Raw genomic sequence first — 13994 nt, forward strand, 5'->3', positions numbered from 1 at the left:
GCCGAAACTAGCGCACTGACGCTTAGCGTCCCCAGTGCCAATCCATACTTAATAATGTGCTTCATCCTATTCTCCTTGTTTTGGGTGAGCTAACGCTATCATCTAGCCCTACCCAATCAAGGCTGCAACCTGCCTTTACCTTTAACGAGTCCTGGGAAACTCCCTAAACACTATGAAGTACTACTACAGAAAATATCCATGTTTATCCTGCCACCCCGAAGAGAAGATAGAAGTTATCTTCGCTGGGTGAAACTGAAACCCAAGAAATATGCGACAAATAGAAAAAATGCCAGTCAGCTTAACTGACTGGCATTACATCATCAAGATGGTCTTTTTTATTACTGAGGCTAGGGCTATTTAACTGGCTGTTTTACGCATTATCTTGCCACAAATGTATTCGCCAATAGGCATCGCTGAGGTCGCCGCTGGCGATGGTGCATTGCACACATGCAAGCTTCTTGGGCTCTCCGCAAACAGGAAGTCATGAACCAAGGTACCATCTTTGAGTACCGCTTGAGCACGAATACCTGCAGGGTATGGCTTGAAGTCAGACACAGTGATACTTGGGCAGTACTTATTAACCAACTTTAGATATCCCGGCTTCCACCACGAGTTTTTAAACTCAACCAAACCGGTTTTTAGGTGCTTAGCCGTCACCTTCCAAAAACCAGTAAAGCTCAGCATCTGCAAGGTATCCTTAACGCTAAAATTAAGCTTACCGTAACCTTCTCGCTTCCACCCTTGAACCGCGTTAGGTCCTACCGTTACCGAGCCATCAATCATGCGTGTTAAATGGACGCCTAGGAAAGGCAGTTCAGGGTCAGGGATCGGATAGATAAGGTGGTTCACCACTTGGTTATGTTTAGGATCAAGCTGATAGTATTCACCGCGATAAGGCACGATTTGGAAGTCGGTTTCAATGCCAAGCATGCTGGTCATTCTATCCGCCATCAAACCAGAACAAGTGATCAAAAATCGACTATTGAGTTGTAGAGTCTGACCATCTACTTTGCATGTTAACTGCACCTCATCCTCTTGCTCATCCGCCATAATCACTTCAGTACCGAGGCTGAGCTTGCCACCCGCTTCAACAAACTCTTGAGCCATTACTTCGGTGACTTTTTTGTAATCGACGATGCTAGTGGTTTTGACATAAATCGCGCCCAAGCCCGTGATGTTAGGCTCGGCAAGTTTGAGCTGCGCTTGGTCCAAGAGGTCGACATCAATGTCGTTATCGTGGCAACGCTGATAGAGCGCGTTCATGCGCTTCACTTCCTGCTCATTAGTCGCGACCAACAACTTACCGCAGTTTTCAACGGGAATATCGTGTTGGCTACAAAAGGCGATGGTGCGCTCGACGCCACGCTTACAGAAATCCGCCTTTAAACTGCCTGGAGCGTAGTAAACGCCTGCGTGAATCACACCACTGTTGTGGCCAGTTTGGTGCTGCGCAAAGCCGCGCTCCTTCTCGACTAAAAGGATACTTTTATCAGGGTGAGCTTGTTGTAATTGCCATGCGGTCGATACGCCAACAATGCCACCACCAACGATAATATAGTCGTATATTGAGTTCATAATATTCCTACACTCAGTCCTTTTAGTTATAGGGAAGCCGCGACAGCGTTAGACCCGGTTTGAGGCAATTTTGACTCCTCACGTTCTTGTTCCTTTTTCACTTGATTAGAATCGTATTTGCGGCCGCTGTAGACAAAAATGCCAACAAACAGCGCCACACATACCAAGCGGATCACGATCGACACATCAGGCCAAACCAAAGCGACCCCCAATGCAATCAATACAACACGAAGAACGAGATTGATTTCACTTTCTAGGTAACCCTCAATCGCTGCGATAAACGCGTACGTACCGATAATAGAAAAGCCACCGGTAACCAAAACCGAGGTCACATCCCAACTTACCAAGTTGGTGTAAGCAATCAACAATGGCACTAAGTACAAGCCTTTGGCGATCTTCCATGCCATTAAGCCAGTTCTCATCGGTGGTGTTTTAGCAATGGTCGCAGCCGCAAATGCAGTTAAACAAACAGGCGGAGTCACGTTACTATCTTGCGATAACCAGAATATAATCAGGTGTGCAGAGAGCAGAGCAAGGCTGATCGCTTCCAAGCCTAAGCTTTGTTCAAGCAGCGTTTCCACAAAATCAGCGGGCACTAACGCAATCAGTTCTTTTGCGGTTTCCAAAGCCATAGGTGCATTAAGCAGTTCCAGCTTTTCTGGCGCTGCCAACATGAAGATCGCTTTCGCCTGTTCAGGTAACTGACCCGAAACCAACAGGTCAAGTAATTGGCTTTCAGCAATCAACTTGTACAAAGCGGGAGCAGATAGAGTACCCAACACGATATAAGCCGCAGTTACGGGCAGGCCCATACCGAGAATCAAAGATGCCAGCGCGATCAAGGCAATCATCACCAACAAGTCACCATTGGCCCAACTATTGATCATCAACGAGAAGGTGTTACCAATACCAGTCGTGCTGATCACGTTGATAACGAGGCCAATACCTACCAACAACACCGCCGTAGTCGCCATGTTTTTCGCGCCTTGAGAAAGCGCTTCGATGATCGCCTTTGGTCCCATTTTATGATTTTTGGAGAACCACGAAGCAACAACTACCGAGATGATTGAGATACCCGCAGCGTACGTCGGCGTAAAGCCCTTCACTAACAGAGTCACTAACACTGCTAACGGGATCAGGTTGTGCCAACCTGACAGTAATACCTTCAACAGCGGTTCACAGCCAGAAGTGACCTTTTGGACACCACTACGCTTTGCTTCAATACGCACGAAAAAGGCCACCGACAAAAAGTAGATAAGCGCAGGAACGAAGGAAACCGCAATGATATCGACATAAGGGATCTGCGTGTAAGACGCCATGATAAACGCACCTGCGCCCATCACAGGTGGCATCAACTGCCCGCCCGTTGATGCAGCTGCTTCCACACCCGCGGCAAAGCGCGAAGGGAAACCCGCTTTTTGCATCAAGGGAATACTGATTACGCCAGTAGAAACCGTATTTGCCACACTCGAACCGGACACTGAGCCCATCAAGCCAGAACCAATCACCGCAATAAAGCCAGGGCCACCAATCACTTTGCCCGCGGCGGCGCGAGACACATCAATAATGTAATCACCAACGCCCGATCGCACTAAGAATGCGCCAAATAGGATAAACATGAACACGAAGGTCCAGCTGATTCTTGAGATAGAACCGAACATCCCTTCTGATGAGTAAAAGCTTCGGTAAAGCAGTGTTTCAAGGCTCAAGCCCGGAAAATGGAAGATGCCGCTGGTCCATTGTCCCCACAGTACTACGTAGCTCAAACACACTAAGATAAGCACCGGAATAAACCAGCCCATGGTGCGTCGAATCAGCTCAATAACGATGGTAATGGCCAAGATAGAAAAGAACCAATCACTGGCGATAAACTTCACGCCTCGCTCATACAAAGCATCTTCTGCAAAGGGGATGTAGATAAGACAAGCCAGAGCTGCCAAAGCGATTCCGATATCGACCGCCAGAGCGATCTTGCTCTTTTTCAGCGAGATATGGGCGGGATACCAAAGTGCACAAATGATCGCAAAGCCAGCAAAGTGGGTCGCCGAGACCCAAAGCTCTGGCAAAGTAGATAAGGTGTTAAACCAAATGTGTAATAGGGAGAGGATTACTCCCATTGTCGTTATCGCTTTGCCCACCCACGGAAAATCCGTTCGGGTCGGCAGTTCAAATTTTTTCAGTTCCTGCTGCAGCGAATCGCTCATAGAAAACTCCTGCTCTCCACAGCCAAACGCGCAGAGAAAATCCATAAAGTGAGGTGGTGCACGAACGCGTTCTCTAGCGAACGAGCACCAAGCAATTAAGTCACGAAGGGTCAGTGGACAACCAATAACTTGTCGGGAACTAGCTAGTTGACGATCAACTCAGAAGGGATATCGATACCCATTTCTTTATAGTAACGAGCCGCGCCCGGGTGAAGCGGAACAGGAAGGCCTGCAATCCCTTTATCGAGTGCCATTGCTTTGGTTGCTTTGTGGATACCTTGTAGGAAAGGTAGGTTTTCATAGATAGCCTTGGTTAGCTGGTACACGTCTTCTTCAGAGATGTCTTCACGAACCGCTAGGAAGTTAGGTTGAGCGATGGTGGTGATTGGCTTATCTACACCCGGGTAAGTATTTGCAGGGATTTCATATTTTGTCCAAATATTGTAATCACCGTTCGCTTGTTTAATTTGAGTATCGGTAAACGACAGGATTTGAATGTCTTCACCCAAGGCTGCAAACGCTTGGGTCACCGCGCCAACAGGTACGCCTGCAGGCGTGTTCATGCCATCAATCGTGCCATTCTGTAGTGCGCTCGCACTGCCGCCGTACCCCATAAAGGCAAGTTTAAATTGTTCTGGGTCTACGGACAGGCCTTGCATGATCTGACGGCCCGAGTTCTCGGTACCTGAGTTTTTCTTACCAATAGAGAATTTCTTACCGTTCAGGTTCTCTAAGTCGCTCACAGTGCCTGTTTTGGCTAAGTCAGAGCGCACAATGAAGTGTTCTACGTTTTGCCATAACATGGACACCGAACGAAGCTGTGTTTGTTGACCTGATTTCTCATATGGACCTAGCCCTTGCCACGCCCACGCGCCATACAAACCTTGTAAAATGGCAAACTGTGCTTCGTTCTCATTCAGCAGTTTTACGTTTTCACCCGATCCCGCAGAGCTGATCGCGGCCAAAGAGAAGTGCTGCTTGGGTGCAAGCTTAACTTTACTCAATGTTGCCAAAGCGACGCCCACTGGATAGTAAGTCCCCCCCGTTGAGGCCGTCGCTAAAATGTAGCTGCGATCCTCTTGAGCTGAGGCATTGCTGATAAGGCCGATAGAGGCCATTGCGATTGCTAAAGTTTTAACTAGCTTGTTGTATTTCATTATTACTCTCCATGTAGAGTTATTCACGTTATATTTTTGTTAACAACGATTGCTAGATAGCAAGCACAATGCCAAAATTTAAGCTATTGATTTAATTAAGTTTAAATAAAAAGATCAATAACAGTAGGCGGATTATTGCTTATTCAGTGCAGATAGCATGAGCCATTTTTTGCTCATTAAAAACAGGTAGTAACATCTATATAAAGTTAGCCACATCACACTTTACGTGAGAAATGTGACCAACAGTTATAAAATCACAAATACAGTGTGAGCCATTTATTGCTCATTAATTTTCAATAAACACTACAGTCTTGTTGCTCACTAAGATTCGACATAGTCGCTTCGATTCAGCGCATAGCGCACCATTTTTTGGTTCAGTGTTCGGCGAGGTAGATCCAAATCTTGCATCACATCATTAATACGCCCTTGATAACGCACTAACGCATCGTGAATCACCTTGCGTTCAAAGCTCTGCACCTGCACCGCCAACGGAATTCCCGCTGTGGCAGACTCCGTTACCGAGTTGGGACGACACGCCAAGATATCCCCAACTGTTAGGCTCTCATCTAACGCAAAACGAATAGCGACATTGCGCAGCTCACGCACATTACCCGGCCACGCATAAGACAATAAAGCGTAACGATCAGCCTCACTGGCTATTCGTGTTTCGGGATTTGCTTCTTGGGTGAAGTGTTCAAACAAAAGTAAGGCATCTTCTTCGCGATCACTGAGTGGAGGTAAGTGCAGCTGTGCGACGTTCAAACGATAGAAAAGATCTTGGCGAAAATCAGGGTGATTGAGTAGATCGCTTTTCGAAGCAGACACCACTCGCAGGTCAACGTTTTGTTGCTGATTACCACCGACACGTTCAACAACATTGTCTTGTAGAGTTCGTAGAACCTTAACCTGCATCGACAATGGCATGCTCTCTATTTCATCAAGGAACACCGTGCCTTTGTCGGCAAATTCAAGCTTGCCAATACGTCGCTTGGCCGCACCAGTAAATGCTCCGGCTTCGTGTCCAAACAGCTCGCTTTCAAAGAGGTTTTCTGGAATCGCGCCACAGTTTAGCGGCACAAACGGATGAGGTTTTCGCTGGCTAAACTCATGCAGACAAGAGGCGACCAGCTCTTTACCGCAGCCGGTTTCACCATAAATGATCACATTGGTATCAATCGAGGCGACTTTTTGTATTTGCTCTCGTAATTCACACATCACTTTACTGCGGCCAATCAGAACCTGTTCAATACCCTTCAGGTTATCCAGATAGTTCTGACGACTGTTTCTGTCTTGGCCACTTTGATGTTTGTCGACCGCTTCAGATACCGTTTGAGAGAGGCGCTCTGGGTCGAATGGCTTTTCAATGAAATCATACGCCCCTTGTTGTAACGCTTTCACGGCCATATCGACATCACCGTGACCAGTGATCAAGATGACAGGTACCTCAGGTACTAACTGCTTAAATCGCGCAAGCAACTCAACGCCGTCTATATCAGGTAAACGAACGTCGGTGATGATGGTTTGGAAATCACCCTGCTCTACCGCGTTTAACGCATCTTGCCCAACCTCAAATGCGGTGACATCGAAGCCCGCTAATTGTAACCATTGGCTGGTTGCTTGACGCACAATTGCATCATCTTCAATCAAAGCTATACGCTGCATGGTTTGGTTCCGCCACTTACCTCTGAATAATGTCGCCTACGGTATGTAAAAAATCCGCAGACGAAAAGGAGCTAGCTCCCACTTTGAATAACACTCCTTTAACAGTTTTATAATGTTTGCTAGCTTCAACTTGTCTCACTCTCCATTCGCTTAAAAAGCAAACAGAAAACCTTCTCAAGTCACTAGTTTTAAAAGGATTTGATCAGCAATGATGAATAACAATCGATATTGGTTATTCCTATGTGCCTGTTTATTAATTGGTTTGGTTCAGGTAACCACCAAAAGTGGTATAAGCCAATGGAAGCTCGAACAAGCCCAACGCTATGCAGAACAGCGCTTCCTCGGATACATTGCCGAAGCCAGACGTACCCTGAAACGCTTCTATTATCTGCCCTACCTAGTGACGAACGATGAAACCAGTGTACGTTTCATTGATGGTGAAGCCCGCCTTGAAAAACGCATTAAGAAACAGCTGATTCAACTGGATAAAGCGGCCAACACCAAGGGCTGGTATCTGCTTTCTGGCGAAGGTGATTTGTTGGTATCGAGTGTAGAAAGAAGCAAGCTGAGCAAAAAGAACGCCAGTACGATTGTGTCGAAAATCCACCAGCAAGGTGGGGCGATTTCAGTAGTAACCAAAAACAAAGGCGTAACCCCAGATTACTTTATTGCTGCTCCGGTGTATCGAGCCGCTGATGTGGTAGGCATTGTTGCGGTGCAAATTGACTTATCGCTGCTGACTGATCAATGGTTTGCTGATGGCGAAGCAGTCCTGTTCCAGAACCCTCGCGATCAGTTCTTTCTCTCAAGTGATAACCGATTGAGTGCTGACTGGTTTAACGACACCTTCAACTCTCAGCCTACTGCCACCAAACGCGAGTTGTACGACCAAACCCACATTCGCGTTTGGCGACTGCAAGGTAAGGATTACCTAATTCAGTCCATCAAATTAGATGACCTCAATTGGCGTTTAACCTATCTCACCCCATTAACTAGCCTCAATCAAACCACTAACTGGATAAGTTGGAGCGTGGCGGTGGGCTGTCTTTTCATCATGCTATTGCTGGTCATTCTCTACCAAAGACGCCAGAAAAAACTCAGCAACCTACGAATCCAAAAGCTGATTGAAGAATCTGAAAAACGATTGTCTGGAATGATCAACAAGACACACGTTGGACTTGTGCTGATCGATAAACACGGCCACATCCACGACATTAATCTGATGGCCAAAAACTACTTCTGCCTATCTGATTCGATGATCAACAACATCAAAGCATGGCAACTTTTTGAGGCCAGTAACCCGAATTCAACCACTTTGCAGTTGTTGAAGAACTTAGAGCAACATCAGGAGCTGGCCGAGATCACTAGTGTTGAAACCATGGCAAGACGCAGCGATGGCAGCTACTTCCCGGTGTTGTTCTCTATTAGCCCCTTTCCTTGGCATGCCACAACCTATTACCTGTGTACTGTGATTGATATCAGTAAACGTAAAAAAGCGGAGATCGCGGTTCAGGAAGCCAATAAAACACTTCAATTGAGGGTAGAAGAGCGAACGCAAGACCTCAAAGATGCACAACAAGAGTTGGTTGAATCAAGCAAACTTGCCGCATTAGGGCGTATGTCGAGTGCGATCACTCATGAGCTTAATCAACCGCTTACCGGTCTAAAAACTCTGCTTTCGAGTAACCAGTTACTGATGGAAAGAGGCGAGACTAAGATGTTGAAAGCGAACATGGACTTGGTCATGAGCCTAATCGACAGAATGGCTAACATGACCAGCCAATTGAAGTCGTTCGCCTTTCAAAGACTTGAAAAGCCCTACCCAGTTTCACTGACTGACGCATTGCAAGAAATCCTACGTATTCATCAAGCCGAATTGGAAAACGTCGATATTCGCGTGCGTGTAGCTTCCAATATTTCGATGGTAATGGGAGAAGAGGCGCGGCTTCGTCAAGTGCTTGGCAACCTACTTAGAAATGCCGTCGATGCCACGAAAAATCAGAAACCAGCAACCATTGTTATCAGCGCTCATACCGAGCAGCAGCGAGTTATCATCAAGGTTCAAGACAATGGCTGTGGCGTATCCGAAGACCAACTAGAAACCATTTTCGAACCCTTCCACACCAACAAAAAAATGGGCGAAGGGCTCGGGCTCGGACTCGCCATCACCGCTAACAATGTGCGCGATATGCAAGGCTATCTAATTGCTAAGAACAACCCTGAACAAGGAATGACGTTCACGCTAACGCTTAAGAGTGCCGACAGTGAGTCGTCGCTTACATGATGTTTTGTTCCTGATACTCTATTGGAATTCTGGAACAAAAAACCGCCCCTAGAGGGCGGTTTGAAGAAGTTTATTAGCGTGTGACTTATTCTATCTCGCTTACTTGCTCAGGTGCTTAAGCAGTGACTCCGTTGGACGAACTATCGCAATGATCGATTCATCGTAGATCTTCGCTGCATCAGATAGGATAGCTTGGTAGGCGTTAGCGTCTGCTTCTCGAACTTGCTCACCCGCTTTCGCTTTAGCAATCAAGGTGAGCGCCAGATCGGCAACTTCGACAGTTTTCTCTGCCACCACCACAGTCTCTACCGAAGAGACATTACCTGCTAAGACAGTTTTAGCAGCCAGTGCAGACGCTTTCGCTTGCTGATAATGCTCTGCAAGTTGCTCAAGCGCTTGTTGATTCCCCGTCGCCACTTCATTGACCAAATCTTGCATCTCATACACTGCGTAGCTTTCCACTGGCAGCGCATCCACGAAGCGGTTTAGGCGCTCGTATTGGCTGTACAAGGTGCCCTTAGGTTCGGTGGAATTCCACTTCTCCCAGTTGCGAGCATAATACTGTGCTGGCTCGGTGTATTTTGCTAGCACGCGCAGGTCGTGAATATCTTGGCCTTTCGCAATGCGCTTCAATAACATGTCAGCATCGGCGTGGTGACGTAACCCAACCGACACTTCCGACCATGTATCCATCGCTTTCATGCGCTTGTACATGCTGCGCTCATCTGTCAGTTCAGCATCCGACCAGAAACGCTCTGCAATTGCATAGCTGCGTGGCCATAGATAGTTTTCTACCGTGAGGCTATCTTTGTTTTCTAGCCACATGGTGATCTCACCACCTAAAATCAGCTCTTTTTCCTTGTCGGTTAGCTCCGCAGGGTAACCACCGTTTGGCTCAGGGATCACGCTGCCTTCTACATCGCTGCTCGCAATCACTTCACCTGTGGTTGGCCAACGCACGTTACCAATTAACTGATAGCTGCCTTCCGCAAACCCATTTGGATTGAGGTTAAGGTTGAACTCGGTGTAAGACATGAAGTTATCGAAGTGGCCAACAAAGGTTTTGCCCGGCACATAATCAAGAATGTAGATCTCTTCACGAGACTTACCGTTGTAATCACTGAACGCTCGGAAAGTGCCGTCTTTTGCTTCAATGATAGTCAATGTTCCCTTACGCGGACCGCCTTTTGAGCGTGGCTTCTCCCATTGGTACGTCACGAATTTTTCGCCACTGTTCAGCTTATCGTCAACCGTGATGCCGCTTGGCATTGGATCATTACGATAGTGGTAGCTAGTCGGCTGAGGTTGGTCTAGGTAGTAACCGGTAGACAGAATACCTGGGTAACCCTCTTTCGCCGCACGACCAATGCTGTCGTGCCCTTGCCAGCTTTGAATCACGATAGAGGTTGGCAGATCTTTATGCCAAATCTCATCCCAACCCGTCATCTTCTTGCCGCGCTCTTCCAGCATCTTTTCAACTTTTACGTTGAGGTAAGACTGTAAGCCGCGCTCACCATCGATATTGTTCTCTTCAATGAACTCTTGGTGCTTTTCGCTGTTTTTCCACTGCGCATAGTTCGGCTCATCTCCACCAATGTGGAAGTACTCATCTGGGAATAGTTCTGTCACTTCGTCGAACACGTCACCCAGCATTTCATAGAGCTCTGGGTTAAGTGGATCCATCAATGGCTCAAATACGCCCCAGCCACGTTCTTGTTCGTAGCTTTGACCTTCACCACCTGACATCAAGCGTGGGTAAGCGTGCGCCACAGCAGAAGAGTGGCCCGGCAAGGAGACTTCAGGAATCACACGAATACCAAGGTTACGAGCATACTCAACTAGGTAACGAACTTGGTCTTTGGTGTAGTAGTTGCCATCGGCGGTTTCAGACCACAGACGCGGCCAAGATTCCGTTTGAATGCGAATGCCTTGATCGTCCCAGAAGTGCCAATGGAACACGTTCATCTTCGCCGACGCCATCGCATCTAGCTGACGAATCAACACATCAAATTCAATGAAGTGACGCGAAGTATCGTAAGAGACACCACGCCAGCGGAAACGGGGCTCATCAACAATCGTGACAGCAGGAATGTGGTAGCCAGTCGCCGTCGTATCAACGAGCTGTAAAAGGGTTTCGATGCCGTGAATAGCGCCATAAGGACTTGGTGCGCTCAGCGTGATTTGTTCACCCTGAGTAGTAATCTTGTAGGACTCTACAGAATCGATATTCTGTACTTCAGACTTTGGTGCCGCGTCGATATCAATAATCAGGTTTGCTTCGTCTTCACTATCAACCTGCCAGTTTAAAATCGGCATCCCCGTCTGGCGCTCAAGGCGATCAATAAAGCGTTTCGCAGTGTATTCAACGCGATCAGAGTTAAAGCCTTTGATATAAACTTTAAAATTACCATCTACTTTTACTTGGCCTGATTTTAATTCCACAGTTTGTGGATAAGGCATTAAATTCAAGTCTGTATTTGGAGCCATTGCTAAAGCCATTGGAGAAACTACTGAACCGGATATCAATAGTGACAATATAGTTTTTTTCATTATTAATTTTCCTATATAACTTTCATTGTATTTTATTTATCAGAGCCTATTCACAAAAATAACTAGGCTATGTTGTTTTAGAATGAGAAATTAACACCAACTCGGAAGCGCCAATCCGTTTTATCATTTTCAGATTGCACCGTATCCGCATCAACCACTTCAGCGTATGGCCTCACTGTTGGTTTCCATTTGTAAACTGCTTTGACGGTATGCTCGCGGGCATTTAGATCGCCGGTTGCAAGCTCTGTCGTATGATGCGTAATCTGGTCGAAATACGTAAAGGCATACGAAATCATGTATTTGTCTGTATTGTATCCCGTCCAAATATCATAACGGTTTCGCTTTGCTGTCTCTTCATTGCCATAGTCATTCACTAAAGCTTCGGTCGAAAAGTCATAACGATAACGGCCATGTACAAAGAGCCCATTGTCAAAGTTGTAGTTGAGCTTTAGATAAGGCATAAAGAAGGTATTTGAGCCTTGAAAATTCATCACTACGCCAGGGTTCAGCATAAAATTGTCATTGATGGCATAGGTGTAATAATGGGTAAACTCAGTATTAATCACCTTCGTTTCGTCATACGCTCCCCCTGCATGTCGAACATTCGTCAGTGTTTCTAAACCATACCCATTATCAAAATGGTGACCAACAATAAAACGACTTCGATACTGATCTGTCGTACTTCGATACTCTGCCCTTAAATCGACATAACCCCCGGCAGTTGAGGTCATTGGTAATAATGCTAGTAGTGTTAAAGGAAGTAATTTTTTCATAGTTCACCGATATTATGATTATAAAAACCCACCGCACATTGATATATGCAGAAAGGTGTAAATTCGGAGACTACCTTTTTATTTCTTATTAATTATTTTGATTGTATGAAGTGTATTTATAGCTACTGCTCATATTCAGTAGCTATTATTTATTTTAATAAATTCTAAATTTAGCTATTTCACCAATTCAACGGCTTCACGAACCAACACCGCGATCTCATCCCACTGTTCGTTCTCGATCATATTTGGAGAAACCATCCACGTGCCACCGCAACAGACTACGCGATCGATCGCTAGGTAATCATTGACGTTGTGTTTGCCGATACCGCCCGTTGGCATTAGCGACACATCAACGTAAGGCGCGAGCAAAGATTTCACCATATTGATCCCACCAGACGCTTCTGCTGGGAAGAACTTCAAAAAGTTAAGACCTAGCTCCAACGCTTGCTCTACTTGGCTTGGGTTGTTTACGCCAGGAACGATTGGCATACCGATCTCTTGGCAACGTTTTACTGTGTTTGGATTCAAGCCCGGTGCTACGATGAATTCGCTGCCCGCCTCTTTCGCAAGGTCGATCTGCGCTGGCGTTAATACTGTACCAGCACCGATACACATCTCTGGGTAGGCATCACGCATCGCACGAATCGAATCCGCTGCCGCTTCGGTACGGAACGTCACTTCTGCTACTGGCAGGCCGTTTTCTACCAACACTTTTGCTAGTGGAATCGCATGTTCCACCTTGTTGATTTGGATAACAGGGATAACTTTGAACTGCTTAAGTGTGTTGATCATTTCTTGAGACATAATAAATTCGCTTTGTTTTTCTATTTTTTAATTAAGTGATTCATAGCGCTTACCGGGATGATCGCGCCTGAGTACTGAATAACGGTAGAAGCCAGTTGGTGACCGAGTTCAGCTGCATCGGTAGTGCTCTCACCTGTAAGGCGCGCCGCCAGATAACCCGCGGCAAAGGAGTCACCCGCAGCGCAAGTGTCGACCACGTTCGCAACAGCTGTCGCTGATACGTAGCTTTCTACTACCTTGCCGCTTTCTACCTGAACGATTTTGCATGGCTCACAGCCACGCTTGATGACGATCTCTTGGCACCCCAAACGGAGGCAGCGTTGTTGAACGCTCTCGCCATTGCCCCAAACCAGCAGGTCGTCGTCTTCGGTAATCAGTGCAATGTCGACCAATGGTAGTAACTTGGCGTACCAATGCTGAGCTTGTTCAGTCGTCCAAAGCTGCGGGCGATAGTTGTTATCAAAAATCACCTTTCCGCCTTGGTTTGAGAACACGCTAATGGCTTTGAATAGGCGCTCACGAGAGGCGTCATCCAATATCGCGATACTGATACCGCTGATGTAAACCGCGTCGACTTGCTTCTCTGTCAGAGCGATTTCAAGCTTATTCAAGTCATTAGCATGGAAGTAAGATTTTACTGCCGCATCGTTGCGCCAGTAGTGAAAGTGTCGCTCGCCTGTCTCGTCGGTTTCGACCATGTAGAGTCCAGGAAGCTTGTTCACAATGCGTTCTACGAAATTGGTTTGAATACCTTCTAACTGCCAGCTATCAATCATATCTTGAGACAGCTCATCACTGCCAAGCCCTGTCGCGTAATGCACAGAGATGTTTTGATGTTGAGTTAAGCGAGAAAGGTAAAGTGCGGTATTAAGTGTGTCACCGCCAAACTTTTTGGTTAATGGAGAGCCGCTGATTTCGACCATACATTCGCCAAAGAAAGCAATATTGAAATGAGAAGATGCAGGCATAGCCGCTCCTAAAATAG

9 protein-coding genes are annotated in these 13994 nt (G+C 46.5%); 1 reads left to right on the forward strand and 8 read right to left on the reverse strand.

The window, feature by feature from the left end:
• Positions 1-357 precede the first annotated feature (357 nt).
• From lhgO to CWO27_RS03550, 4 genes are all read right to left on the reverse strand, one after another.
• Positions 358-1575 carry an L-2-hydroxyglutarate oxidase gene (gene lhgO / locus CWO27_RS03535; RefSeq protein WP_107898544.1) on the reverse strand — a complete coding sequence of 406 codons (1218 nt, stop codon included), beginning with the start codon at positions 1573-1575 and terminating at the stop codon, positions 358-360.
• Between the two features lie 26 nt (positions 1576-1601).
• A complete protein-coding gene (locus tag CWO27_RS03540; protein ID WP_107898545.1) occupies positions 1602-3779 on the reverse strand; it encodes a TRAP transporter permease in 2178 nt (725 codons plus the stop codon).
• Between the two features lie 143 nt (positions 3780-3922).
• Positions 3923-4936 (reverse strand): TAXI family TRAP transporter solute-binding subunit, encoded by a 1014-nt coding sequence (locus CWO27_RS03545; RefSeq protein WP_102480706.1) that lies wholly within the window; start codon positions 4934-4936, stop codon positions 3923-3925.
• Between the two features lie 321 nt (positions 4937-5257).
• Positions 5258-6598 carry a sigma-54-dependent transcriptional regulator gene (locus CWO27_RS03550; RefSeq protein ID WP_048660488.1) on the reverse strand — a complete coding sequence of 447 codons (1341 nt, stop codon included), beginning with the start codon at positions 6596-6598 and terminating at the stop codon, positions 5258-5260.
• Positions 6599-6806: 208 nt separating this feature from the next.
• Between CWO27_RS03550 and CWO27_RS03555 the strand changes: the two genes are divergently transcribed.
• Entirely contained in the window at positions 6807-8882 is a 2076-nt protein-coding gene (locus CWO27_RS03555; RefSeq protein ID WP_048660489.1) for an ATP-binding protein, read from the forward strand.
• A gap of 99 nt (positions 8883-8981) precedes the next feature.
• On the opposite strand, the gene CWO27_RS03560 is transcribed toward CWO27_RS03555, so the two are convergent.
• From CWO27_RS03560 to CWO27_RS03575, 4 genes are all read right to left on the reverse strand, one after another.
• Positions 8982-11432, reverse strand: coding sequence for a family 20 glycosylhydrolase (locus CWO27_RS03560; RefSeq protein ID WP_107898546.1), 2451 nt, complete (start codon positions 11430-11432; stop codon positions 8982-8984).
• A gap of 77 nt (positions 11433-11509) precedes the next feature.
• Positions 11510-12205 carry an oligogalacturonate-specific porin KdgM family protein gene (locus CWO27_RS03565; RefSeq protein ID WP_107898547.1) on the reverse strand — a complete coding sequence of 232 codons (696 nt, stop codon included), beginning with the start codon at positions 12203-12205 and terminating at the stop codon, positions 11510-11512.
• Positions 12206-12379: 174 nt separating this feature from the next.
• Positions 12380-13009, reverse strand: coding sequence for a bifunctional 4-hydroxy-2-oxoglutarate aldolase/2-dehydro-3-deoxy-phosphogluconate aldolase (locus tag CWO27_RS03570; RefSeq protein WP_107898548.1), 630 nt, complete (start codon positions 13007-13009; stop codon positions 12380-12382).
• Positions 13010-13029: 20 nt separating this feature from the next.
• Positions 13030-13977 carry a sugar kinase gene (locus CWO27_RS03575; protein WP_107898549.1) on the reverse strand — a complete coding sequence of 316 codons (948 nt, stop codon included), beginning with the start codon at positions 13975-13977 and terminating at the stop codon, positions 13030-13032.
• Between the last annotated feature and the right edge of the window lie 17 nt (positions 13978-13994).

The sequence above is a fragment of the Vibrio sp. 10N.286.51.C3 genome (assembly GCF_003050065.1).
GTDB lineage: Bacteria > Pseudomonadota > Gammaproteobacteria > Enterobacterales > Vibrionaceae > Vibrio > Vibrio crassostreae.

Bases quoted from the DNA above. Each gene is read 5' to 3' on its own strand.
- lhgO (WP_107898544.1), bottom strand. From the start codon at position 1,575: ATGAACTCAATATACGACTATATTATCGTTGGTGGTGGCATTGTTGGC.
- CWO27_RS03540 (WP_107898545.1), bottom strand. From the start codon at position 3,779: ATGAGCGATTCGCTGCAGCAGGAACTGAAAAAATTTGAACTGCCGACC.
- CWO27_RS03545 (WP_102480706.1), bottom strand. From the start codon at position 4,936: ATGAAATACAACAAGCTAGTTAAAACTTTAGCAATCGCAATGGCCTCT.
- CWO27_RS03550 (WP_048660488.1), bottom strand. From the start codon at position 6,598: ATGCAGCGTATAGCTTTGATTGAAGATGATGCAATTGTGCGTCAAGCA.
- CWO27_RS03555 (WP_048660489.1), top strand. From the start codon at position 6,807: ATGATGAATAACAATCGATATTGGTTATTCCTATGTGCCTGTTTATTA.
- CWO27_RS03560 (WP_107898546.1), bottom strand. From the start codon at position 11,432: ATGAAAAAAACTATATTGTCACTATTGATATCCGGTTCAGTAGTTTCT.
- CWO27_RS03565 (WP_107898547.1), bottom strand. From the start codon at position 12,205: ATGAAAAAATTACTTCCTTTAACACTACTAGCATTATTACCAATGACC.
- CWO27_RS03570 (WP_107898548.1), bottom strand. From the start codon at position 13,009: ATGTCTCAAGAAATGATCAACACACTTAAGCAGTTCAAAGTTATCCCT.
- CWO27_RS03575 (WP_107898549.1), bottom strand. From the start codon at position 13,977: ATGCCTGCATCTTCTCATTTCAATATTGCTTTCTTTGGCGAATGTATG.